The organism is Halorussus rarus (assembly GCF_003369835.1).
Lineage (GTDB): Archaea > Halobacteriota > Halobacteria > Halobacteriales > Haladaptataceae > Halorussus > Halorussus rarus.
Map to the genome: position 1 here is coordinate 557,930 of NZ_QPMJ01000001.1, position 22,919 is coordinate 580,848.

22 protein-coding genes are annotated in these 22,919 nt (G+C 71.2%); 11 read left to right on the forward strand and 11 right to left on the reverse strand.

Annotated elements, in window-relative coordinates; all coding sequences use genetic code 11:
- Positions 1–19: 19 nt before the first annotated feature.
- The 5 genes from DVR07_RS02885 to DVR07_RS02905 form a co-directional block, all read right to left on the reverse strand.
- On the reverse strand, positions 20–802 hold the full coding sequence (locus tag DVR07_RS02885) for an SAM-dependent methyltransferase (protein ID WP_162829409.1): 783 nt from the start codon (positions 800–802) through the stop codon (positions 20–22).
- A gap of 94 nt (positions 803–896) precedes the next feature.
- Positions 897–1,409 carry a Mut7-C RNAse domain-containing protein gene (locus tag DVR07_RS02890; RefSeq protein WP_115795278.1) on the reverse strand — a complete coding sequence of 171 codons (513 nt, stop codon included), beginning with the start codon at positions 1,407–1,409 and terminating at the stop codon, positions 897–899.
- A gap of 1 nt (position 1,410) precedes the next feature.
- On the reverse strand, positions 1,411–3,198 hold the full coding sequence (locus DVR07_RS02895) for a helix-hairpin-helix domain-containing protein (RefSeq protein ID WP_115795279.1): 1,788 nt from the start codon (positions 3,196–3,198) through the stop codon (positions 1,411–1,413).
- Positions 3,199–3,218: 20 nt separating this feature from the next.
- Complete coding sequence (locus DVR07_RS02900; protein WP_115795280.1) at positions 3,219–3,656, reverse strand: DUF5788 family protein; 438 nt, start codon at positions 3,654–3,656, stop codon at positions 3,219–3,221.
- Between the two features lie 83 nt (positions 3,657–3,739).
- Complete coding sequence (locus tag DVR07_RS02905; protein ID WP_115795281.1) at positions 3,740–3,943, reverse strand: hypothetical protein; 204 nt, start codon at positions 3,941–3,943, stop codon at positions 3,740–3,742.
- A gap of 152 nt (positions 3,944–4,095) precedes the next feature.
- Between DVR07_RS02905 and DVR07_RS02910 the strand changes: the two genes are divergently transcribed.
- From DVR07_RS02910 to DVR07_RS02940, 7 genes are all read left to right on the forward strand, one after another.
- Entirely contained in the window at positions 4,096–4,788 is a 693-nt protein-coding gene (locus DVR07_RS02910; protein WP_115795282.1) for a class I SAM-dependent methyltransferase, read from the forward strand.
- Positions 4,789–5,001: 213 nt separating this feature from the next.
- Positions 5,002–5,940: a rhomboid family intramembrane serine protease gene (locus DVR07_RS02915; protein WP_115795283.1), complete on the forward strand. Its 939-nt coding sequence runs from the start codon at positions 5,002–5,004 to the stop codon at positions 5,938–5,940.
- A 24-nt stretch (positions 5,941–5,964) separates the two neighbouring features.
- Positions 5,965–6,798: an endonuclease V gene (locus tag DVR07_RS02920; protein WP_115795284.1), complete on the forward strand. Its 834-nt coding sequence runs from the start codon at positions 5,965–5,967 to the stop codon at positions 6,796–6,798.
- 337 nt (positions 6,799–7,135) lie between these two features.
- Positions 7,136–7,969: an SDR family oxidoreductase gene (locus tag DVR07_RS02925; protein ID WP_115795285.1), complete on the forward strand. Its 834-nt coding sequence runs from the start codon at positions 7,136–7,138 to the stop codon at positions 7,967–7,969.
- 341 nt (positions 7,970–8,310) lie between these two features.
- On the forward strand, positions 8,311–9,207 hold the full coding sequence (locus DVR07_RS02930) for an SDR family oxidoreductase (RefSeq protein ID WP_115795286.1): 897 nt from the start codon (positions 8,311–8,313) through the stop codon (positions 9,205–9,207).
- Between the two features lie 61 nt (positions 9,208–9,268).
- Positions 9,269–10,459 (forward strand): DHH family phosphoesterase, encoded by a 1,191-nt coding sequence (locus DVR07_RS02935; RefSeq protein WP_115795287.1) that lies wholly within the window; start codon positions 9,269–9,271, stop codon positions 10,457–10,459.
- Positions 10,460–10,545: 86 nt separating this feature from the next.
- Entirely contained in the window at positions 10,546–11,634 is a 1,089-nt protein-coding gene (locus tag DVR07_RS02940) for an aldo/keto reductase (RefSeq protein WP_115795288.1), read from the forward strand.
- Positions 11,635–11,705: 71 nt separating this feature from the next.
- Here DVR07_RS02940 and DVR07_RS02945 read toward each other — a convergent pair whose 3' ends face one another.
- Positions 11,706–12,023: a hypothetical protein gene (locus tag DVR07_RS02945; RefSeq protein WP_115795289.1), complete on the reverse strand. Its 318-nt coding sequence runs from the start codon at positions 12,021–12,023 to the stop codon at positions 11,706–11,708.
- Positions 12,024–12,116: 93 nt separating this feature from the next.
- On the opposite strand from DVR07_RS02945, the gene DVR07_RS02950 reads away from it, so the two are divergent.
- From DVR07_RS02950 to DVR07_RS02965, 4 genes are all read left to right on the forward strand, one after another.
- Complete coding sequence (locus DVR07_RS02950) at positions 12,117–13,313, forward strand: MFS transporter (RefSeq protein ID WP_115795290.1); 1,197 nt, start codon at positions 12,117–12,119, stop codon at positions 13,311–13,313.
- A gap of 110 nt (positions 13,314–13,423) precedes the next feature.
- A complete protein-coding gene (locus DVR07_RS02955; RefSeq protein ID WP_115795291.1) occupies positions 13,424–14,527 on the forward strand; it encodes a glycosyl transferase family 2 in 1,104 nt (367 codons plus the stop codon).
- Positions 14,528–14,614: 87 nt separating this feature from the next.
- Positions 14,615–15,760, forward strand: coding sequence for an ArsA family ATPase (locus DVR07_RS02960; protein ID WP_115795292.1), 1,146 nt, complete (start codon positions 14,615–14,617; stop codon positions 15,758–15,760).
- Positions 15,761–15,841: 81 nt separating this feature from the next.
- Positions 15,842–16,276, forward strand: coding sequence for a DUF5791 family protein (locus tag DVR07_RS02965; RefSeq protein ID WP_115795293.1), 435 nt, complete (start codon positions 15,842–15,844; stop codon positions 16,274–16,276).
- Between the two features lie 329 nt (positions 16,277–16,605).
- Here DVR07_RS02965 and DVR07_RS02970 read toward each other — a convergent pair whose 3' ends face one another.
- From DVR07_RS02970 to DVR07_RS02990, 5 genes are all read right to left on the reverse strand, one after another.
- Entirely contained in the window at positions 16,606–19,743 is a 3,138-nt protein-coding gene (locus tag DVR07_RS02970; RefSeq protein ID WP_162829410.1) for a DUF7286 family protein, read from the reverse strand.
- Positions 19,740–20,291, reverse strand: a complete 552-nt coding sequence (locus DVR07_RS02975; protein WP_162829411.1) for a DUF7284 family protein — start codon at positions 20,289–20,291, stop codon at positions 19,740–19,742. The genes DVR07_RS02970 and DVR07_RS02975 overlap by 4 nt, the downstream gene beginning before the upstream one ends.
- Entirely contained in the window at positions 20,288–20,701 is a 414-nt protein-coding gene (locus DVR07_RS02980; RefSeq protein WP_115795296.1) for a DUF7285 family protein, read from the reverse strand. The genes DVR07_RS02975 and DVR07_RS02980 overlap by 4 nt, the downstream gene beginning before the upstream one ends.
- Positions 20,682–21,146: a DUF7283 family protein gene (locus DVR07_RS02985; protein ID WP_115795297.1), complete on the reverse strand. Its 465-nt coding sequence runs from the start codon at positions 21,144–21,146 to the stop codon at positions 20,682–20,684. Before DVR07_RS02985 ends, DVR07_RS02980 begins: the two co-directional genes overlap by 20 nt.
- A gap of 359 nt (positions 21,147–21,505) precedes the next feature.
- Positions 21,506–22,849, reverse strand: a complete 1,344-nt coding sequence (locus DVR07_RS02990) for an alkaline phosphatase family protein (RefSeq protein WP_115795298.1) — start codon at positions 22,847–22,849, stop codon at positions 21,506–21,508.
- Between the last annotated feature and the right edge of the window lie 70 nt (positions 22,850–22,919).

The following is a 22,919-nucleotide window of genomic DNA, read 5'->3' on the forward strand; positions in this document are numbered from 1 at the left end:
ACCGCTCACCGCCGTCACTTCACTTCTCCGCGACCGCGACCAGCCCCTCCGCGTTCTCGTCGTACGTTGACCCGTCGAGATTGCCGTACACTTCAACAGTCTCGAAGCCGACGCCTTTCAGGAGTTGCGAGAGCTCGTAGGCCGAATACAGCCTGTGTGAGACCGTGAACTCCTTCGTCTCCCCATCTTCGACCACTATCCACCGGTTCTCCATCCAGTTCCAGTCGTCGGTGACCTCGTGCTCCTCGAGGACGTACGCTCCGTCGCGCTCGTTCCACGTCCGCTTCTCGAACTTCCCCGCGAGCACCTCCTTGCTCGTCAGGTTCAGCAGGAGGCGCCCGCCGGGCTTCAACGATTCGTAGAAGTTCCGGGCGGTGCGCTCGTCGTCGGCGCGGTCCTCGAAGTAGCCGAAGGAGGTGTAGACGTTGACGACCGCGTCGAACGCCCCGGGGCGGCGGAACTCCCGCATGTCGGCCTGCCGGAACTCGACGTTCTGACCGACTGTGTCGTCTCCGTCTGCTTCATCCTCGCCGACCTCCCGAGCGCGGTCGCGCGCGGCGTCGAGGTACGCTTGGGTGACGTCGACGCCAGTCACGCGATACCCTCGACGCGCGAACTCCGCGGCGTGACGGCCGACCCCGCAAGGGACGTCCAGCACTCGCGCGCCCGGTTCGACGTCGAGCAGCGCGAGCACCTGGTCGACCTGTTCGGTCGCCTCCGCGACCTTCTCGGGCGAGAACAGGTACTCTCGGAACGTCTCCCAGAACGCCGGGTCCTCGTGCCAGGGTGGTTGCTCGCCCATACCGGACGCAGGCCGTCCCCCGACGTGTCTTCCCCGGTCGTGCAGGTGCTTCTGCCGGTCAGGGGACGACATCGAGACGGGAGACGCGAGTCCTTCAGAGCTCCGACAACGTCACTTCCACGTCGTCCCAGTGGCTCCCCTTCCAGAAGTGCCGGCCGCACGCCGGGCACTGCCAGACGTCCGTCTCGCCGACGTCGGGCGCGTAGCCGGGCGTCTCGGCGCCCGACTCGACCGTCACGAGTTCGGCGTTGCACTCCGAACAGCGGGCCGGCTCCGACAGGCCGAGCGCGAACTCCGCGCCGGCCAACTCCCGGAGCTGTTCGGTCACGTCTCGGGATTCGAGCAGAACGCCGTCGGCCTGCCCGGCCAGTCGGGCGTCCCTGGTGACCAGCAGGCGATCCTCCGCGTCCGCGAGGTCGAGCAGTCGGTCGTCGGCCTCGATTCCCCTGTCGAGGGCGTACGCCGCGTCGTAGCCCGCCATCCGGAGGTACGTCGCCAGCTTCCCCAGCATCACGTCGAGCAGGAGGCGGGTGTCGACCGGCGAGCGCGGACCGCCGGTTTCCCCGGCGACGGGTGTCGATTCGGCGCCCGACTCCTCGCCCGCCATCTCAGTGGAGGAACTCCCGGACGCCGTCGGCGTCGCGGGCGTTGAGCACGTCGTCGGCCTGCGCCCACCCGCGGCGAGCGGTGTGGACGCCGTACCGGACGTTCGCGTACTCCGGCGGCGAGTGGGCGTCGGTGTCGATGGCGATGGTCGCGCCCTCCTCGACGGCCTGCTTGACCGCGCTCCCCCAGAGGTCGAGCCGGTAGGGGCTGCTGTTGATTTCCAGGGCGGTGTCGTGGTCGGCGGCCGCCCGGGCCACCTCGTCGACGTCGAACTCCAGGCCGGGCCGCTGGTGTATCATCCGGCCGCTCGGGTGGCCGACGATGTCGACGCTCGGGTGCTCGATGGCCGCGACGAGGCGGTCGGTCCCGTCGCCCTCCAGCGCGCTGTGGGGCGAGGCGACCACGCAGTCGAGGTCCGCCAGCAGGTCGTCGCCGACGCTGATGGTCCCGTCCTCGGCGATGTTGGCCTCGACGCCCGCGAAGACGGTGACGGGGAGGTCGTCCGCGGCGTCACGAATCTCGGCCAACTGCTCGCGCAGTTCCTCGTCGTCGAGGCCGACGCCGCCGACCATCCCCGGCCCGGTCGCGTGGTCCGAGACGCAGACGTAGTCGTGGCCGAACTCGGCCGCGGCCTCGGCCATCCGCTCGACGGTGTACTCGCCGTCGGACCACGTGGTGTGGAGGTGGAGGTCGCCCCGGACGTCGCCCTCGTCGACGAGGTCGGGCAGGTCGTCGTTCGCGGCGGCGTCGATCTCCCCGCGGTCCTCGCGCATCTCCGGTTCGATGGAGGGCAGCCCCAGCGCCTCGTACATCCCCGCCTCGGTCTCGCCGGCGATGCGCTCGCCGACGCGCTGACTTCCGTCGGACTCGTCCGACGACGTTCGTGAACCGTCGGTTCCCTCACCCGAATCGGGGTCCTCGACCTCACTCACGTCGAAGACGCCGTACTCGTTGATCTTGAGGTCGCGCTCGATGGCGTAGTTCCGGAGCCGGATGTTGTGCTGCTTGCTGCCGGTGAAGTACTGGAGCGCCGACCCGAACTCCGCGGGCACCACGACCCGGAGGTCGACCCGCTGGCCGTCCGAGCGCACGCTGGCCTTGTCGGTGCCGGCCTCGATGACCTCGTCGGCCTCGCCCCAGTCGGTGAACGCGTCGATGACCGCCTGCCGGTCGTCGCTGCCGACCAGCACGTCGATGTCGCCGATGGTGGGCTTCCACCGACGGAGCGACCCCGCGAGCTCGCACCGGCCCGCCTCGGGAATCGACTCGAAGAACTCCAGGGCGGCCTCCCCCACCGGCCGGGCGTCGCCCAGCAGCTCCCGGCCCTGGGACTGGCGGGCGAACTCGATGCCCTCCAGGATGTTCTGCTCGGTCTTCCGGCCGAACCCCGAGACCTCCCGGATCTCGCCCTCGCGGGCGGCGTTCTCCAGGTCGTCCAGGTCCTGCACCCCGAGTGCCTCGTAGAGGTCTCCGACAGTTCTGGGGCCGATGCCCTCGACCGAGGTCAGCTCGGCCATCTCGACCGGCAGCTCCTCTCGCTTCTCCTCGAGCTGCTCGAAGGTGCCTGTCTCGACTGCCTCCACCACCTTCTTCGAGATGGACTCGCCGACGTCCTGGATGGACTGGACCGCCTCCGGGCCGTCGGCGGCCACCTCCTCGACGTCCGCGGGGGAGTCCCGGATGCTCTCGGCCGCCCGGCGGTAGGTCCGGTGCTTGTAGTCGACGCCCTGGGCCTCCAGGATGTCGGCGTACTCTTCGAGCAGGCTCGCGATCTCGTCGTTTCGTCTCATGGTTGGGGGAGCGGAGTATCTCAGAGCCGTCCGCGGCTGCTGGCGTCCTCGCGGCCGAGCGCCTGCTTGAGGAACGACATCCACCGCTTGCGGTCGGCGGCCTCCTGGACCTCGGCCTCGCGCTCGAGGTCGGTCGGGCCCAGGCTCTCGAGGGCGTTGAGCGCGCGGTCGATGCCGACGACGGCGTTGACCAGCTCCTCGCCCTCCGCGCGGGTGATGTCGCCCTCCTCGAGCAGCTGCTTGCGCTGGAGGCGCTCGCGCCGGAGGTTCTTCTTCGCCCGGTCGACCCGGTCGCGCTCGCCCGCGGGCACGGTGTCCCGGCGCTTGATCTCGAAGACGAACTCCCGGAGGTCGATCGACTCGCCCTGCACGTCGATGGTCTCGGGGATGTCCGCGCCGACGGTCGCGCCCTCGCGCTCGACGCGCTCCAGCAGTTGTTTTCGCTCGTACTCCTTCACGCCTCCCACTCGGGGCGCCAGCGTCAAAAATTCGCCGGGAACGCCAACTTCCGCGAGCGGCCACGTCGGACGTGCCGACCGTCTCACTCCGAGCGGGGCTGACTGACCCAGTAGTAGAGGACGACGATCGGTGTGCCGAAGAGAGCGAGGGTCCCCAGCAGGTCCCACAGGAGCTCGGTCGGGCCGGTCCCGAACGGAAGGGTGACGACGACGGCGTACAGCACCGTTCCACCGAGAAGTGCGGCCATCCCGCGAATCGCGTCGGCTCGCCCCGGGAGCAGTCCCATCTCGGTTTCTCGATACGTCCTCGGAACGCCTACTCGTTTCGGTGCGTCCGAGACGCGGGCGAGGCCTGCCGACACATGCGCCCCGGAAATAATCGCCCGGCGGCGTATGACTCGGTCGAAAGCCTACGTGCGTGGAGTGACTACGGTGGGCCATGAAGAAGCCCGGCGAAGTGTTCGCGGACGCGAGCCTCTACGACCCCGGCATCGAGGCCATCGTCCCGCGGTACGACGAGCTCCACGACGCCGTCCTGAACGCCCCGCCCCACGACCGGAGCGAGGAGATCCGCGTGCTCGAACTCGGCGCGGGGACCGGCGAGCTCACCACCAAGCTCCTGACCCGATTCCCCCAGAGCAGCGTCCTCGCGGTCGACCACAGCGACCAGATGCTCGACGAGGCCGAGCGCAAGCTCGAGACGTTCGGCGACCGCGCGACGCTCGAACGCGGCGCCTTCCCCGACGACTACCCCACTGTCGAGGGGGAGTACGACCTCGTCGTCTCGTCGCTGGCGGTCCACCACCTCGACGAGGACGCCAAGCGGGAGCTGTTCGACGCCGTGTTCGCGTCGCTCGCGCCCGGCGGCTGGTTCATCAACGGCGACGTGGTCGAGTTCGACGCCCCGCACCTGGAGACGCTGGCGGGCGAGATGATCGAGAACTGGGTCCGGTCGAAGGGGTGGCACGAGGAGGCGTTCATGGACGAGTGGGAGGCCAGCGACGACTACGACGACCCCTCGACGCTGACCGACCAGCTGGTCTGGCTCCGGGAGGCCGGGTTCGAGGCGGTCACGTCGGTCTGGCAGTACTACAACTTCGCGGTGTACGCCGGCGGGAACCCGGAGGGGTGACCGGTTCCAGCAGAGTGAACGAGCCGATCGTCTGTCGACGCTAGTGGCGGTCGCCCCGCCGGGAGACCCCCGGCGGAGACGCGCCGGATGGCTTCCAGCCCGGCGGGCGCTGACCTGACGGCGTTCCGAGAGGCGCCCCGCCAGTCCACATCGTTCCGGCGCGAAACGGGACGACCCAAATCCCTTTCAGGTCCGCCCCCCAAGAGTCCGACAATGGCGAAGTGTGACGTGTGTAGCGAACACGAGAACATGCCGTACAATTGCCGCCGGTGCGGCGGCACGTTCTGCTCGGCCCACAGGCTCCCGGAGAGCCACGACTGTCCGGGGCTGAACGAGTGGAACGACCCCGACGGCGTGTTCGACAGTGGCTTCGACGAGAGCGTGAACGACGACGGGCGGTCGTCTGGTGGTCTCACGGATAGAATCAACCTCGACACCGGTCCCGGCGGTCCGCTGGGCTACTTCCGCGGGAACATGGCCTACGTGTTCCTCGGGGCGATGTGGATCTGGTTCGCCTTCCAGTGGGGCGTCGCGCCGTTCCTGCTCGGCATCGGCCCGGGCTCGTTTACGTGGTACAACATCTTCACCCTGAACTCCGAGAACATCTTCTACGTCTGGCCCTGGGTCACCTCGGTGTTCTCCCACGGCGGATTCGCCCACATCGCGCTCAACTCCATCGTGCTGTACTTCTTCGGTCCGGTGGTCGAGCGCCGCATCGGGAGCAACAAGTTCGCCGCGCTGTTCCTGGTCAGCGGCGCGATCGCCGGGCTCGCCCAGGTGGGCGCGACGATGTACCTCTCGCCCGGCGTGTTCGCCCCGGTGCTCGGCGCCAGCGGCGCCATCGCCGCCGTCCTGGGCGTGCTGACCATCCTGAACCCCAACCTCACCATCTACCTCTACTTCATCATCCCCATGCCGCTCTGGCTGGCGACCACGCTGTTCGTCGGCTACTCGGCGTTCGTCAGCGCCTCCGGCGGCATCGGCGCGGGCGGGGTCGCCCAGCTGGCACACCTCGCCGGCGTGGCCATCGGGGTGCTCTACGGCATCAAGCTCAAGCGCGACGGCGAGCGCGCCCCCCAGGAGCTCCAGCTCGGCGGCGGCCGCGGCCCGGGCGGTCCCGGCGGCCCCGGCGGTCCGGGCGGACGATTCTAACGCGTCGAGCCCTTCGGTTCTTCCATGACGCCGGTTCATCCCGAGTTCGTTCCCGACCCGACGCTCTCCCGCGAGGAGATGGAGCAGCTCCAGCGCGACCTGGCCGCGGAGGCGCTCTTCGCGGACGACTTCGAGTTCGACCCCGCTACGGTTCGGGCCGGTTCGAGCGATAACACCGACGCGACGCAGACCGCGCTGGGCGAGCAGGGTGGCACCTCTTCCGACGAACCGCCCGTCGTCGTCGGCGTCGACCAGGCGTTCGTCGACGCCTTCTCCGAGGACACGCTCGCGGTCAGCGCCATCGTCGCGACGCGGGGCGGCGAGGTGGTCGAGCGCGTCCACGCGGTCGAACCCACCGAGATACCCTACATCCCCGGGCTGCTCTCGTTCCGCGAGGGCGGGGCCATCCTCGCGGCGTTCGAGGAGCTGTCGGTAGAGCCGGACCTCGCGGTCGTCGACGGCAGCGGTCGCATCCACTTCCGTCAGGCGGGCATCGCCACCCACATCGGGGTCGCCCTCGACCTGCCCGCGGTCGGCGTCGCCAAGAGCCTGCTCTGCGGCCGACCCCGCGAGTCGCTCGACGACCACCTGCCCCGGGGCGCCCGCGTCGCCGTCGAGGCCGACGACAGCGTCGACGCGCCCGAGGGGACGGTCATCGGCTACGCCTACCAGTCCCGCCAGTACGACAACCCCCAGAAGCGCCACGTCAACCCCCTCTTCGTGAGCCCGGGCCACCGCGTCGGCGCCGAGACGACGACCGACCTCGTCGAGCGGCTCTGCGCGGGCTACAAGCTCCCCGAACCCACCCGGCTCGCCGACAGCTACGCCGACGAGGTGAAGGCCGAGGTCGCCAGGTAGGATTCGCGGTCGGGGACCACCCCACCGGCAGACGCTCGACTGGATACTCTCCCCGAAAGCACCCGGCCTACTCGCGCTCGTCAGGGTGGACTGAAAGGGGCCGGCCGGTCGCGTTTACCTGGTCGTCTGCGCGACCCCTATCCGGAGCGAGCGTAGCGAGCGGAGGATATGTCGCGCAGCGACCGCGACCGGCCGGGGGCTTTCTGAACCGTATCCTCCGTCGAGGTTATCGATTCCCGTACTCGGTTTGAGAAAGCGAGCGTTACAATCTCACCTCAACCCACTCCTGCGCTCCGGAGCGACGAAATTTATCTGTCCGCACCCCGACAGTGCACCCGTGACCGAAACCGTTCTCATCACCGGTTGCTCGTCGGGTATCGGACGCGAGACCGCCCACGCCTTCCTCGAAGACGGGTGGGACGTGTACGCCACCGCCCGGAACCCCGCCGACGTGGAGACGTTAGGCGAGGCCGGAGCCGAAATCGCCTCGCTCGACGTGACCGACGAAGACGACGTGGAGCGCGTGGTCGACCGCATCGTCGACGAGGAGGGCCGCATCGACTGCCTCGTCAACAACGCTGGCTACGCCCAGCTCGGGCCGGTCGGGGACGTCACCGCCGAGAGCGTCGCGGACCAGTTCGCGGTGAACGTCTTCGGACCCCACCGGCTGATCCGCGAAGTCCTGCCCCACATGCGCGAGCGCCGGACCGGCACCGTCGTCAACGTCTCCAGCGTGTCCGGTCGGCTCGCCACGCCGGGCATGGGCATCTACAACGGCTCGAAGTTCGCGATAGAGGGCATCAGCGACGCGCTCCGGCCCGAGGTCTCGGAGTACGGCATCGACGTGGTGCTGGTCGAGCCCGGCCCGGTCGACACCGCGTTCGCCGAGCGCGCCTCCGAGGAGATCGAGGGCATCGAGCGCTCGGACGCCTACGACGACCTCTACGCCGTCCTGGACGACACCGAGGCCATCGGCGGGGGCGGGCCGGGCGCGGTCCAGCCCCGCGAGGTGGCCGAGACCATCCTCGACGCCGCGAACCTCACCGACCCCGCTGCGCGCTACCCCGTGGGACAGGTGGCGAAGGTGGCGATGCTGGGGCGGTTCGTGCCCGATAAACTGCGGGACAAGTTCTATCGGTTGGCGCTCTCGCTGATGTCGCGGGTGAGCTGAAGAAAAACTGTTCAAATACCGACCGAGAGAGAACTGCCAGACTGTTCTTCGGAATCTACCCTCTACCGGGAGAACGGCAACTCGTGGAGACGAGCTAGCTACAGCCGTCACCCGTGTACCGCACACCACCGCACCGCAACCGCCCCGCGACAGCCTCACGCCTCCCCAGCCTCCTGCGGTGCTCGGCCGAAGGCCTGCGCTCCTCGTCCCTCGCGCAGAGATGGCGCGACACGAGGTCGCGCCAGCGCGCGCCAGTCACAAAGTCGATGAAGCGATAGCCGCTTCCCTGCTTCCCGGCGCTCGTCGCCGGAGTTATCCCGTCCTCGCACCTACACCGGCGCATGAACGTCGCGATACTGGGCTGTGGCTACGTCGGCCTCGAACTCGGACGCCAGTTGACCGAGCGCGGCCACGACGCGGTCGGGGTCCGGCGCTCGGACGACGGCATCGAAGCAATCGAGGACGCCGGCTTCGAGGCGGTCCGAGCCGACGTGACCGACGCCGACTCGCTGGACGCGGTGCCCGACGTCGACGCCGCGGTGTTCGCTGCGAGCTCCGGCGGGCGGGACGCGGCGGCTGCGCGCGAGGTGTACGTCGAGGGGCTCCGGACCGTCATCGATCACTTCGGTGGTCGCGAGGACCCGCCGGACAGGCTGGTCTACACCTCCAGCACCGGCGTCTACGGCGACCACGGCGGCGACTGGGTCAACGAGGAGACGGCCCTGGAACCCACGACCGAGAAGACCGAGGTGCTGGCCGAGGCCGAGCGCGTCGCCCTTGAGGACGCGCCCGACCGTGGCATCGACGGCACCGTCGCGCGCCTCGCGGGCATCTACGGGCCGGATCGGACCCGACTGGAGCGCTACCTGGAGGGACCGGTCACCGAGGGCTACCTCAACATGATCCACCGCGACGACGCCGCCGGCGCGGTCCGACACCTGCTCACGGAGGACCTCGCGCGCGGCGAGGTCGTGCTGGTGGTCGACGACGAACCCGTCTCGAAGTGGGAGTTCGCCGACTGGCTGGCCGGCGAGTGCGGCGAGGAGCGCCCGCCCAAGCAGACCACCGAGGAGCGCATCGACGAGGGAGACCTCTCCGAGCGGGCGAAACGACGAATACTGACGAGCAAGCGGTGCTCTAACGAGCGATTACGCGGTCTCGGCTATCAGTTCTCCTATCCGACCTATCGGGACGGATACCACGCGGAAATCGCGGCATACCGCGACCGCTCGGCGTGAAAGCCTCACTTATCCTCGTATCGGGAAAATTTCTTGTTCGTCCGGGTAGTCAGGTCGTAGCATGCAACTGCCGGTCATTCCGGAACTGCGGGTCCGGGACGTGCTCCAGGCCGCCGAGTACTACGGCCTGAGCTCGCCCGAACTCGCGGGGGCCGTCGCGCTCGGGGCGGTCGCGCTGGTGGCGTCGCTGTGGCTCGTCGTCCGGTGGCTCCGGCGACCGATGGGCGCGCGGCTCAAGCGCGCGCTGGGAAAGCGCGACGAGGTCGCGATCCTGATGCACCCCAATCCGGACCCCGACGCGATGGCGTGCGCCATCGGGGTCGCCCATCTCGCCAACGAGGTCGGGACCGACGCCGCTCTCCAGTTCCCCGGCCAGATCCGCCACCAGGAGAACCGCGCGTTCCGGACGGTGCTGGACCTCGAACTCGAGCAGATCGACCACGTCCGGGACCTCGCGGCCGAGGACGTCGTCCTGGTCGACCACAACACCCCGAGAGGGTTCGAGGGGGCCGAGCGGCTCGAACCCTACGCGGTCGTCGACCACCACCCCGGCAACGGGACCGGCGAGCGGTTCACCGACCAGCGCACCGACTACGGCGCCTGCGCCACCATGGTCGCCGAGTACCTCGAGGACGTGGGCGGCACGCCGGTCGGCCCGGACGAGTCCGAGGAGGACGTCGACGGTCTCGTCGTGCCCGCCGAGGTGTCGACCGGCCTGCTCTACGGCGTCCAGTCGGACACCAAGCACCTCACCAGCGGTTGCACCGGCGCGGAGTTCCAGGCCGCGGCCTACCTCTACGAGGGCGTCGACGAGGACCTGCTCGACCGCATCGCCAATCCCCAGGTCAGCGCCGAGGTGCTCGAGGTCAAGTCGAAGGCCATCTCGGGCCGGGACGTCCGCGGGTCGTTCGCGGTCAGCGACGTCGGCCGCATCAACAACGCCGACGCCATCCCGCAGGCCGCCGACGAGCTCCTCCAGCTCGAGGGCGTGACCGCGGTGGTCGTCTACGGCCGGCGCGACGAGACGGTCCACCTCTCGGGCCGGTCGCGCGACGACCGGGTCCACATGGGCAAGGCCCTCGAGACCGTCGCCGAGGACATCCCCGGCGCGAGCGCCGGCGGTCACGCCCGGATGGGCGGCGGCCAGGTGCCGGTCGACGGCGCGGCCTACGCCAGCGGGGCGGAGGCCGCGATGTGGTCGCAGGCCGAACTCGGCGACGACGTCTTCGCCGCGCTCAACGGCGACGTCTGACCCTATTCTGCTCTTCTCTCCTTCCTCCTCTCGCCTCCCTTCCGGAACCCTCCGGGCTTATCCCCCTCGGAGCGTTACTCCCGAGCATGGCCACCGACGACGGCACCTACCGGTACAAGCAGGAGCACGGCGACGACTTCGGCCGGACCTACTTCCGGCTGTTCGACGGGCTCGCCGTCTCGAGCATCGGCGTCGGCACGTACCTCGGCGAGCCGACGGACGCGGTCGACAGCCAGTACCGCGACGCCATCGCGACCGCCCTCGAGGGCGGCATCAACGTCGTCGACACCGCGATAAACTACCGGTGCCAGCGCAGCGAGCGGGCGGTCGGGCGGGCCATCGAGGACGCCGACGTCGACCGCGACGCGGTGTTCGTCTCGACCAAGGGCGGGTTCGTCCCCTTCGACGGCGAGCGCCCCGACGACCCCGGCGAGTACGTCAAACGCGAGTTCGTAGATACGGGGCTGGTCGACCGCGAGGACCTCGCGCGCGGGAGCCACGCCATCGCGCCCGACTTCGTCGACGCCATGCTCGACCGGTCGCTGGAGAACCTCGGGGTCGACGAGATCGACCTCTACTACGTCCACAACCCCGAGACCCAGCTGCACGCCCGGTCGCGCGAGGACGTCTACGACCAGCTCGAGGCGACGTTCACCCGGCTCGAGGAGCGCGCCGCGGCGGGCGACATCTCGAAGTACGGCGTGGCGACGTGGAACGCGTTCCGCGTCCCCGAGGGCGACGACCGGTACCTCTCGCTCTCGGAGATCATCTCCCGCGCCCGCGCCGCAGCCAAGGCCGCGGAGAACACCGCGACTCACCTCCGAGCGATCCAGCTACCGTTCAACGTCGTGATGGCCGACGCCTTCACCGTCGAGTCCCAGCAGGGTCCGGAGGGGCCACAGAGCCCGCTCTGGTTCGCCCACGAGGCGGGCCTGAACGTCTTCACCAGCGCCAGCATCGCGCAGGGCGACCTCGCGCGCGAGCTCCCGGCGGAGGTCGCCGAGCGACTGGAGGGCGACTCCACCGTCCAGCGCGCCATCAACTTCGCCCGGAGCGCGCCCGGCGTGACCAGTTCGCTGGTCGGGATGAGCGACCCCGAACACGTCGCGGAGAACCTCGGCGCGGGGCGGTTCGACCCGATGGGCGCCGACGCGTTCGACCGGGTGTTCGAGTAGCCGGCCGGTCCGCGGTCTCGCCGGCGACGCCGCACCTGATCGCCCCGACCACTCGCCCCCTGCCAGTCAGCCTATCCGCCGGTCGTCCGCCACCGTGCGTCGGCCCGCGACTCCCACGCGCGGCCGCACTCGGGACAGGACCGTTCGACGGACTCACCGTCGGCGCGCGCCACGCGCTCGCCGCCGTTCGACCGCCCGACCGCCGCGGAGTCGGACCGCGAGACACCTTCGTCGGTGCGCGCTATTTCGCCGGCGTCGTCCGATTGCACCGCGCGCTCCCCGTCGTCGGCCCGCACCTCCAGCAAGCGGTGACAGATGCGACACGAGAACCGCCCGCGGGCGTCCTTCCCGACCTCCCCGTCCCAGAGCCCGCGCCGAAGTGATTTCATGATTACACGAGTACGACGGAGACGAACGAAAAGCTTGGGGGTGTCCTGTCCGGATTCGGAAGGTTTGACTGTACCCTCGGAGTAGCTCCGGGCGTGTCTCGTGGTCGGGTCTTCGCGTCGATGTGTTCGGTCGTCTTCCTGGTCAACCTCGCCCGGGTGGTGTTCGCGCCCCTGCTCGAACCGCTGTCGGCGGCGTTCGCGCTCACCGAGTCGACGGCGGGGCTGGTCGCCACGCTGGCGTGGCTGGGGAGCGCGCTCCCCCGGATTCCGACCGGCTACCTGCTGACCCGGGTCGACCGCCACCTGGTCGTGCTCGGGTCGGGAGCGCTGCTGACCGGGGCGTCGGCGTTCATGACCGTCGCCGGCTCGGTGCCGGCGCTCGGCGCCGGCGCGTTCCTGATGGGGGCGTCGAGCGGCGCGTACTTCATCGCCGCCAACCCGCTCATCACCGAGCTCTACCCCGAGCGGGTCGGCCGGACGCTCGGCATCCACGGCACCGCGAGCCAGGTCGCGGCGGTCGTCGCGCCCGCGTTCGCCGGCGCGGTCGTGGTCGCGGCCACCTGGCGCGAGGTGTTCGCCGCGATCGCGGTCGTGGCGGCGGTCGCGACCGTCCTCTTCTACCGGGCCGCCAGCCGGACCGACATGCCCGACGCCGGAGCCGCCGACCGCGACCTGCTGTCGGCCGCCCGGCGGCAGTGGCCCATCATCGTGAGCGGGGTGGCCATCCTGGGCGCGACCGGCCTGGTCTGGAACGGCCTGTTCAACTTCTACGTCACGTACGTCACCGCGACCAAGGGCGTGGGCGTCGGGACCGCCAACACCCTGCTGACCGTCGTGTTCGCGGCGGGCGTCCCCGCCTTCTGGGTCACCGGCCGGCTGGCCGATCGGCTGCCGTACGTCCCGCTCATGCTCTCGATTCTCGGCGGGTTCATCGCCTGCCTGTTCGCGCTGACCGCGGTCGAGGGCCTGGTCGCGCTCGCGGTCGTCACCGCGGTGCTGGGCTACGTCGTCCACAGCCTCTTCCCCGCGCTCGACACCTACCTGCTCGACTCGCTGCCCGACGAGAACCGCGCGAGCGCCTACGCCCTGTACAGCGGGTCGATGATGGTCGTCCAGGCGATGGGGAGCGTGGCGGTCGGGTCGCTGGTCGACGCCGGGTTCGGCTTCGACGCGGTGTTCCGGGGCATGGGCGGCGTGCTCGTCGTGATCCTGGTCGTGCTGGTCGTGCTCTGGTCGGCGGACGTGCTCCCGACAGGCGGCCGGGGCGCGAGCGCGGCCCGGGGCGATTGACGAGCCAGTCCGACCGCGTCCGCCCCAAGTCCCCGTCGGGGACGCATCTCCGCCGGCAACGACCGCCGAGTCCCCCTGCTTTTCAACCCCTCCGTCCCAACGCCAACCCGATGGAGTACGGACAGGAGCGCGTCGCCACCCTGCACGACCTGACCGGCCGGGTCCCCGACGCCCCGACCGACCGCGCGGCGGTGGTCGTCCCCATGACCGAGCGCGAGTACGCCGACCTCGCGGCCGAGCGCGTGCTCTCGGAACTGGAGGCGGTCGCGCCCGGCGAGGTGGTCGTCGCGCTGCGCGCGCCGCCCGGGAAGGTCCCGGCGTTCTGCGACTGGCTGGCCGGCTTCGACCTGCCGCTGTCGGTTGTGTGGGCCAACGGCCCCGGCGTCACCGACCTGCTGGGCGAGCGCGGCCTCAACGGCCGGGCCGGCAAGGGTCGGGACGTCTGGCTGGCGCTCGGGGTCGCCGCGGCCGACCGCGAGTACGTGGTCGTCCACGACGCCGACGCCAAGACCTACGAGGCCGGCGACGTCTCGCGGCTGCTGTTCCCGCTGAGCCGGGGCTACGACTTCTCGAAGGGCTACTACGCCCGTGTCGAGAACGACCGGCTCTACGGCCGGCTCTGCCGGCTGTTCTACGCGCCGCTAGTCCGGGCGCTCGCCGACGCCCACCCCGAGGCGGCGGTGCTGGACTACCTCGGGGCGTTCCGGTACGCGCTGGCCGGGGAGTTCGGCGCGACCGCCGCGTTCGCCCGCGAACTCCGGGCCGAGCGCCACTGGGGGCTGGAGGTCGGTACCCTCGGCGAGGCGTTCGCCCACGCCGGGTTCGCCGGCACCGCGCAGGTCGACCTCGGCCGGTACGAGCACGACCACCGCGCGGTCTCTGGTCCGACCGGGCTCTCGGACATGAGCCGCCACGTCGGCCGAGCGCTGCTCCGGGCGGTCGAGTCCCACGGGGTCGACCCCGACTACGACACCTTGCCCGAGCGCTACCGCGCGGTCGCCGAGGGGCTGGTCGAGCAGTACGCCGCCGACGCCGGGTTCAACGGCCTCGACTACGACCGGGGCGAGGAGCGCGCCCAGGTCGACGCCTACGCCGAGGCGGTCGCCCCGCCGGGCGAGGACCGGCGGCTGCCGGCGTGGCGCGAGGCCGACCTGACCGCCGACGAGGTGCTCGCGGCGTCCCGGGCCGACGTCGCCGACGCCCGGAGTTCGTGAGGCCGGGGCCGATCCGGCGACGATTCGACACCCCCGCGACGCGACCGACCGACGAGTACACAAGTCCGGGCTGCCAACCCCCGCCCGATGAGCGAACTCGACGTCGAGGCGGTCGACCACATCGACGAGAGCGACGTGCCGGTGGGCGTCGACGCGCCCGAGTACGTCCTCTACGGCGGGAAGGGCGGCGTCGGCAAGACCACGATGGCGGCCGCGACCGGGCTGGCCAGCGCCCGGGACGGCACCGCGACGCTGGTGGTCTCGACCGACCCGGCCCACTCGCTGTCCGACACCTTCGAGACCGACATCCCGGCGGCCCCCGAGCGCATCCGTGATGACGTCCCGTTGTTCGCGGCCGAGATCGACCCCGAGGCCGCGATGGAGGAGGGCCAGGCGATGTTCGGCGGCGCGGCCGGCGGTGGGGGCGCCGGCGCCCCCGGAGGCGCAGGCGATGCCGCCCCGGGCGACTCCGCGGACGCCACCCCGGGCCCCGGTGGTGACGACCAGTCCGGACCACTCGGCGGCCTCGGCGGGATGCTCGGCGACGGGAACCCGATGGACGCGCTGCTGGGCGGGCCGATGCCCGGCGCCGACGAGGCCGCGGCGATGCAGAAGCTGCTGGAGTTCATGGACGACCCGCGGTTCGACCGCGTGGTCGTCGACACCGCGCCGACCGGCCACACCCTCCGGCTGCTCGAGCTCCCGGAGCTGATGGACACCATGATCGGCCGCATCATGAAGCTCAAGCAGAAGTTCGAGGGGATGATGGAGGGGATGAAGGGGATGTTCGGCGCCGAGAACGCCGACCCCCAGCAAGGGCTCGACGACCTCGACGAACTCAGCGACCGCATCGAGCGCCTCCGCGCGACGCTGCGGGACCCGAGCCAGACCGACTTCCGCGTCGTGCTGGTGCCCGAGGAGATGAGCGTCTTCGAGTCCGAGCGGCTCCTGCAGCAACTCTCGGAGTTCGAGGTGCCGGTCGGCACCGTGGTGGTCAACAAGGTGATGGAGGACCTCGCGGACGTGACCGACGCCGACGTCGACCCCGAGGCGTTCGTGGCGCCGAACCTCGACACCTGCGAGTTCTGCCAGCGCCGGTGGCAGGTCCAGCAGGACGCCCTGTCCCGGGCCCAGGACGTCTTCCGCGGCCACGACGTCAAGCGCGTCCCGCTGCTGGCCGACGAGGTCCGGGGCGAGCGCATGCTGGCGCTCGTGGCGTCGTGCCTGGAGTGACCCCGATTCGCGAGCGAGAGTTCGGCTCTCGGCTCCCGCCGAAGTGAAACCCCTTTTACTCGCGCGCCCCTCCGATGCAGTATGCTCTACGACGACATCGCGGACCCCGAAGCGACCTCGGCGGCGGACCTCCGGGCCGACTACGCGTCCGAACTGGCCGGCGTGATCGAGGCGCGCGGGGTCGACGCGGTCGCCGACGAGACCGGTGTCGCCGGCGAGACGCTCGAGGCGATCGCCGCGGAAGACGCCGACGCGGCCGACGACATCACGCTGGAGGACGCCGCGGCCGTCGTGGCGCTGAGCGACGAGTCCCCGGACGCCGACGCCATCGTCGCGGAGGTCCGGGACAACCTCCTGCTGGGGATGACGACCGCGGTCCTCGACGTCGACACCATCGCCGCCGAGATGGACGACATGGACGCCAAGCAGGTCCACCAGAAGGTCGAGGGGCGCGCGCCCATGACGCTGGCCGAGTACGCGACGCTCCACCACTTCATCGCGAGTCGACAGCGGTAGTCTCGGAGTTTGCTTGGGGGTCTCTTCTCGGAGAATTCCTCGCCTGCTCGCGCCGTGTTGTGAGTGACACGACAGCTAGCTACTGCCGTCACCGATGAGTTTCCGCAACCGCGACCGCAAACCTCACCCCTCCCCAGCCTCCTGCGGTGCTCGGCCAAAGGCCTGCGCTCCTCGTCCCTCACACACTTGGCGGGCCACGAGGGCCCGCCGTGGGAGCGAAGCTCCCACGAGCCTGCGGTCGCTCCGCTCACGCAGACGCCAGCGCGCGCCGAGTCGGGAGTTCTGACGAGCGCGATGTGGTCGAGACGGTCCCGTCCTCGCTTCATCACTCAGCCCGACGACCACCCCGGAGAGGTCTCGTCGCGGTTCCCGTCCCGGTCCCCGACGCCGGGCGCACCCGGCGGGACGACCACCACCACGACTGTTTCGGTCTCGAACTCGACCGGGGTCGTGCGCCCGACCACCTCCGACGCCCCGTCGCCGTCCCAGTCGAGGCGGACGGTCGCCCGCTCTCGGACGTACGTCACCGACTCACCGGGCGGCCCCTGCGGCGCGCTGACCGCGAACCGGGCGTACTCTCCCTCGACCGACACCGTCCAGACGTTGACCGTCGCGTACCAGTAGCCAGGTACGGGCGCGACCGGCAGTCCGGCCGGCATCGTCCCGAGGGTCTCGTTGAACCACCGCCCGCTCGCCGCCTCGGTCGCGTTGGCGAGCCCGGATCCCACCGCGCGCTGGAGTTCGCTCTTCACCGCGCGCCGGACCGCGCTCCCCGTCCGGTTCACCTGCGACCGTCGGGGCCCCGTCACGTTCCGGCGGACCGACTCCAGCGCCAGGTCCGCCCCGAGTCGCACCCAGTCCCGGCGGTCGGACCGCCGGAGCGCGGCGTGCCGGCGCGCCAACGCCGCAGCGATGGTGTTGGCCGCCGACCCGTTGGCGACCGCCAGCGCGCGCCCGGCGGTCGTGGGCCACCGCGCAAGCCCGGCTTCGACCGACGCGCGCCGCTCCGTCTCCGACAGTTCGACCCGCGACAGCGCCAGCTCCGCGACCAGTCCCTCCCGGACCTCCGCCATCGACGCCGCGAGCGAGGTCTGCAACGCGTCGCGGCGTCGCGCGAGGCTCCGGTTCTCGGTCTCGGTCAGCGTCCGGTTGGCCGCCCGGAGCGCCAGCGCGGCGCTCCGGAGGTCTGTGCGCCCCGATTCGCTCCCGTCGAGGAGTTCCGACGCCACCGTCTCGGCCGCGTCGCCGTACGGTACCGCGAAGACGTTCCGGTTCCTGGCCCCCAGTGAATGGGTCTGTTCGCCCGCGGGAATCGCGGTCACCTGCTCGCCGTCGACCGCCGCCAGCGTGAGGTACGGCGGCGACCCCGCGACGCTCAGGTTCAGCGGCCGGCCGGGCCCGTCGGCGGGCAGCGGTCGGGGTTCCGTTCGAGGCGACGACGTCGCCTCCGTCATCCACGCGCGCAGGATCCGCCGCGCCCGGCCCAGCGAGCTCCCGACGTCCCGGAGCGCCCGCGAGACGCCGGTTCGGGTCGCGTTCGCCCGCTCGGCCCGCGATACGAGCCGCTCGGCCACCCTGTCGAGGTACGCCGCCCGGGCCGCGACGCGAGCCCGGTCGGCGACGCCGTCGTACCGCGGAGGCGCGTCGAGGAGTTCCGCACGCCGACTCCGAAGCTCGCGGGCGAGCGCGACCGCGGGCGGTTCGCCGGCGACTGCACGAGTCCGCGGGACCTCGACCGAGACGTTCCGGACCCGTTCGCGGAGCGCCGCGAGGTCGCGGTAGACCCACCGCCGCAGGTCCGACGGTCGGCGGCCGGCGACCCGCTCGGGTCGGGTGTCGAGAGTGCCGACCACCGCGCGCCGGGCCAGCGCGTCGAAGCCCCCGCGCTCGGCGACCAGCCGCTCGGTCGCCCGCGCCGGCAGGTCCCGGAGGTTGGGCCCGTCGAGCGCGCCGCCGCGCTCGTGGACGTCCGCGACCGGCCGGTCCGGTGGAGCGGGTGCCGATTCGACTGTGGCGGCCCCGGCGCCGTGGTCGCCCGCGACGCCGACGCCGACCGCGTACGTCTCGGTCCAGCGCCGGACGGTCCGGGTGCTCTCGTTGCCGCGCGTCCACTCGGCGACGAGCGAGTGCGTTCGGACGACTCGCCTGGACCCCGCGCCGAGCAGGTGCCGGTCCCCGGGCGCGTCGGGCCGCGGTCCGGTTCCGGATTCGACGTCAGTCGTCGTTCTGACGTCGCTCGACCGGAGGGTCCAGTTCGGGCCGGGAGCGTCGGGCTCGGGGTCCGGGTCGCCCTCGGTCCGCACCTTCCGAACCGCGGCCACGAGGCGGACGTCGGTCGCGTACGCCGACCGCAGGACGTCGACGAGACCGGACCCGTTGGCGCCGGCGACGAGGTTCGCGAAGGCCCGGTCCGCCGTCCGATCGATCCCGGCCCGGAGCAGCGGGGGCGAGGCGTCGCGCTCGCCTGCGACGCCGCCGGGAATGGGATTCTCGCGCTGGTAGCGCCGGGCGGCCGCGAGCAGCCGGTCGGACCACGCGGTTCCGTAGTGCTCGTTCGCACCCGCGAGCAGGTCAGTGGCGCCGACCCTGGCGCTGGCCCAGCCGAGCGCCCGCCGACCGCGGGGGTCGCTGGCGCCGAACGCGGCCCGCTGCTCGCGCAGGACGGCGCCGTTGGTCGCGAGTTCGACGTGGCGGTTGGCCACTACGTTCTGGATCGGTGCGCCGCCGTACTGGGCGTACCCCCGGGCCCAGGCCAGCGCGTAGAGTCTGGCCGTGAGCCGCCGGCCGAGCCCCGGGGCGAGCGGACCGCGGCCGAGTCGCGCCTCGAACCGCTCCGTTCGTTCGTGGAGCGCCAGCGCGGGGGTCGCGACGACCAGTTCGGGCGAGACTCGCTCGCGTTCGATCAACCGGCCGCCTCGCGTCGCGGTGACCGTGACGTTCCGGATTCGGACTCGCAACCCGGCGTTCCCTCCGCTCCCGGCGCCGCCGGCCGGTTCGATTGCGACCCGGCGCTTGGCCCGTCGGAGCGACGAGGCGTTCCGGACCGGCGGCAGCGAGACCGCGGCGGTGACGCGCCCCGACTGACCGCTACCGGGCCCGCGTGCGCCGGTGCGCTTCCCGCCGACGCTCACGTCCACCGACCGCAGCGCCTCGCGGGCCGCGAGGTAGGTTCGAACGCGGAGGTAGTCGCGGAACGGCGACGAGGCGTTCAGCGCCCGACCCGCCGGGGCGTCGGCGACCGCCGTCACCGGCTGGTGGGCTGCCCGGCGGGCGGCGCGGGTCGCGGCGGCGCGGATGGCGGTGCTCGCGGCCGCGGTGGCCCGGTCCACGGCGACGCCGACCGAGTCGTCGGTCGCGGGCGCCGGCCCGCCGGCCAGCGTCGCGCTGAGTCCGGCGCTCCCGACGAGCAGAACGACGCCGACCAGCGCGAACGGGACCCGCGCCCGCCGGTCCTCGGCGAGGTTCACGCCGACCACGTCCTGACGGTCAGCCGGACGCCTCGAACCGCGAAGCGAGCCGCGTGGACGTCTGCCTCAGGGGGCGGCGCGTCGCCCGCGACGACGCGACCGTGGGGAGTACCGGAGAGGGCTGACGCGTTCCGCTGTGCGATCACCTGCACGCCGCCGTCGAGTCGCCGGAGCGCGCGGTCGACTCTCGCCGTGACCGCCCGGACGAAGCTAATCGCGTCGGCGGTCGACCGCGCGGCCGGTGGCGCGCGGGAGCCAGTGGCGTCCGCGGTGGCCGCGCTCGCGAGCAGTCCCGCGAGGGTGTCGTGGACGGTTCGGTTACGTGCGGTCGACCCGCTTTCGGCGCCCATCGCTGCCTCGGTGTCCGCGCCGTCTGCCTCGTAGGTCACCCGGGCGGTGCTCGTCGCCAGTAGTTCCGCGGCCTCGTCGGCGGTGTCGGGGTCGGCGGCGGTCGACGGGCCGGTCGGCGTGCCGGCGAGAGTCAGCGCGCTCGCCGAGACCAGCAGGAGACAGAGCGCGGCGTCGAGGACGGTGCTGACGGCCCTCACGTCCACACCTCCGCGCGGAGCCGGCCGGGTCCGAGCCGACCGGGACCGACCCGGACGCTCACTGCGAGGGTGGCCGCGTCGGCGCGCGCCGGCGGAGTCGGTCCCGCTCGCCACGTCCGGCCGGCCGTCGAGAGGGTCAGGTTGACCGAGTACCCGTCGGGGGCGGCGCGCAGGCCGGCGGCGAGCGCATCGGGGTCCGCGACGCTTGCCGGACCGACCGCGCGCTCGGCGCGCTCGACGGTCGGCTCGGCGAGGTTCCGGTCGGGCGTCGGCACGGTCGCGTCGAGGACGCCCGCGTAGGCGGCGAGCGCGGCCCCGACCGCGAAGACCGCGACCAGCGCCGCCAGGGGTTCGACCTGGCCCCGGGTCAGTCGCAGAGACTCGTCCGAGCTACCCGACGAGCGTGACATCGACGCCCTCCCAGACGACTCGCCGGACGGTCAGTCGCTCGCGCGGGCGCCACGTAGGCGTCCGATGTCGCGCAGCGGCTGCGGCCCGCCGGAGGTCGGTCGGCGCGCCGAAGGCCCGCTCCGGGGGCGTCCCGCGGAGCACGTCCCAGAGCGCGGTGTCGGGTCGGACCGGGGTCACGGGACCGAAGCCGAAGGTGGCGTGGCCGGTCGCGCCGTCGTCCCGGAGCCAGAGCCGGTACGGGCCGACCTTCGCGGCGTCGACCGACAGCGGGTGGACGCCGGTCGCGGCGTGGTCGCCCGCCGCCACGGCGTCGACGGTGTCGGCCGCGCCGGCGGCGTCCGGCGGGGGCGCTCGGGGCAGGGTCGCGGCCAGGCCGACCGCGGCGGTGCCGGCCACCGCGAGGCCGACCCAGAGGTACCACGTCTCGACTGGTGCGTCGAACATGGGCCGGGTTCGTCCCGTCTTCCGGTTTAAACCCTCGCGCGGTCAGTCAATCACTCCCCGGCTAGGTGGACCAGTCAGGGTCCGGCGCGCGCTGGCGCGGCCGCCGTGCCGCGCCAGTGCGTGCGAGGGACGAGCGAACGCAGTCTTGCTGAGCGAAGCGAAGCAAGGCTCGGAAGACGAGCAAAGCGAGTCTTCCGGTGTGAGCGAGGAGGCTGGGGAGGTGTGAGGCTCGCGGTCGCGGTGCGGTTGCGGAAATTCAGTTGTGACGGCAGTAGCTAGCTTCACTCGGCGTCTTACTCTGCGCGAGGGAACTACGGTTCGATAGAAACAGCTCACGAAAAGGACGAAGAATCAGTTCCTCAGACCAGGCTCTTCCCGTCGAACTCGCCGGCGTCGTACTCCATCTCCATCAGGTCCAGGATCGTCGGCGCGATGTCGTAGAGGTCGACGTCGCGGACGGTCGCCTCGGGGTCGTCGACGAACAGCGAGGCGTTGTCGAAGCTGTGCATCCCGTTGCGGGGGCCCTGGCCGAACACGTCGTCGTGGCCCTTGAAGCCGGCCTTGAGGTCGAAGCCGTAGTTCGGGATGGCGACGAGGTCGGGCGCGATGTCCTCGTGGTCGCCGTGGAACGCCTCCTCCTTCTCGACCACGCGGTCGCAGACCTTCCGGCCGTCGGGGCCCTCGAGGTTCTCGAGGGCCTCCTTGAGCTGGGCGCGCTTGTCCTCGTACTCGCTCTCGGGGACGCTCCCGCGGGGCTCGCGGCCCTCGAGGTTGATGTAGAACCGGCCCGGGATGAGCGAATAGGCCTCGGTGTCGTCGCTGATGTCGCCCAGTTCCTCGTGGTCGTCGTCCTCGTAGGAGAGCCACCCCTCCTGCTCGAGCCAGGTGTTGGCGTAGAACTCGTAGTCGAGCGAGGTGAACCCGTGGTCCGAGGCGACCAGCATCGTCACGTCGTCGGGGAGGTTCTGGCGGATCTCGCCGAGGTAGCGGTCGACCTTCCGGTAGAAGTCGACGAACTCCTCCTTGTACTCGCCGTCCTCCTCGTAGTGCTTGTAGAGGAAGTGGTTGACACGGTCGGTGGTCATGAACACGCCGAAGAACAGGTCCCAGTCGTCCTGCTGGATGTAGTGCTTGAACGCCTCGTACCGGGCGTCCAGGGTCTCGTGGGCGTTCTCGATGAACTCGGACTTGTCCTCGTCGTGGCCCAGCTTGGGGTTGGCGTCGATCTTGTAGTCGATAGACTGGAGGTAGTCCCGGAGCTCGTCGGGGTACGACGCCTTGTCGACGCCGGGCGAGAGGAAGCCCGAGACCATCCGCTGGACGTTGCGCTGGGGCGGGAACGTGACCGGGACGTTCAGCACGGTCGCGTCCCGACCGGCCTCCTGCACGCGGTCCCAGAGCCGGGTCGCCTGGACGTCCCGGCCCATCGGGACGTAGGTCTCGTACGAGCCGATCTCGCGGTCCTGGAAGCCGTACACGCCGGTCTGCCCGGGGTTCACGCCGGTCGTGAGCGCGGGCCAGCAGGCCGACGACTCGGGCGGCACGATGCTGTCGATCGGGCCGGACGCGCCCTCGTCGGCGAGCGCCGCGAGGTGCTCGAACTCGTTGAAGTGATCCTCGAGGAAGCTGTACGGCACGCCGTCGATTCCGAAGAAGGCGACGCGGGGCTTGTCGTCGCCACGGAGTTTGTCGAAGAGACCCATGTACCCGAATAGAAGAACGGCATACAAGAAGTTTCTTTTCGTACGGGCGGCTTTCGACGTGAACGACGAT

Coding starts and splice junctions, on each gene's coding strand:
- DVR07_RS02890 (WP_115795278.1), bottom strand. CDS start 1,409: ATGGCGGGCGAGGAGTCGGGCGCCGAATCGACACCCGTCGCCGGGGAA.
- DVR07_RS02920 (WP_115795284.1), top strand. CDS start 5,965: ATGACGCCGGTTCATCCCGAGTTCGTTCCCGACCCGACGCTCTCCCGC.
- DVR07_RS02910 (WP_115795282.1), top strand. CDS start 4,096: ATGAAGAAGCCCGGCGAAGTGTTCGCGGACGCGAGCCTCTACGACCCC.
- DVR07_RS02885 (WP_162829409.1), bottom strand. CDS start 802: ATGGGCGAGCAACCACCCTGGCACGAGGACCCGGCGTTCTGGGAGACG.
- DVR07_RS02895 (WP_115795279.1), bottom strand. CDS start 3,198: ATGAGACGAAACGACGAGATCGCGAGCCTGCTCGAAGAGTACGCCGAC.
- DVR07_RS02980 (WP_115795296.1), bottom strand. CDS start 20,701: ATGTCACGCTCGTCGGGTAGCTCGGACGAGTCTCTGCGACTGACCCGG.
- DVR07_RS02935 (WP_115795287.1), top strand. CDS start 9,269: ATGCAACTGCCGGTCATTCCGGAACTGCGGGTCCGGGACGTGCTCCAG.
- DVR07_RS02905 (WP_115795281.1), bottom strand. CDS start 3,943: ATGGGACTGCTCCCGGGGCGAGCCGACGCGATTCGCGGGATGGCCGCA.
- DVR07_RS02955 (WP_115795291.1), top strand. CDS start 13,424: ATGGAGTACGGACAGGAGCGCGTCGCCACCCTGCACGACCTGACCGGC.
- DVR07_RS02930 (WP_115795286.1), top strand. CDS start 8,311: ATGAACGTCGCGATACTGGGCTGTGGCTACGTCGGCCTCGAACTCGGA.
- DVR07_RS02965 (WP_115795293.1), top strand. CDS start 15,842: ATGCTCTACGACGACATCGCGGACCCCGAAGCGACCTCGGCGGCGGAC.
- DVR07_RS02945 (WP_115795289.1), bottom strand. CDS start 12,023: ATGAAATCACTTCGGCGCGGGCTCTGGGACGGGGAGGTCGGGAAGGAC.
- DVR07_RS02990 (WP_115795298.1), bottom strand. CDS start 22,849: ATGGGTCTCTTCGACAAACTCCGTGGCGACGACAAGCCCCGCGTCGCC.
- DVR07_RS02940 (WP_115795288.1), top strand. CDS start 10,546: ATGGCCACCGACGACGGCACCTACCGGTACAAGCAGGAGCACGGCGAC.
- DVR07_RS02915 (WP_115795283.1), top strand. CDS start 5,002: ATGGCGAAGTGTGACGTGTGTAGCGAACACGAGAACATGCCGTACAAT.
- DVR07_RS02985 (WP_115795297.1), bottom strand. CDS start 21,146: ATGTTCGACGCACCAGTCGAGACGTGGTACCTCTGGGTCGGCCTCGCG.
- DVR07_RS02960 (WP_115795292.1), top strand. CDS start 14,615: ATGAGCGAACTCGACGTCGAGGCGGTCGACCACATCGACGAGAGCGAC.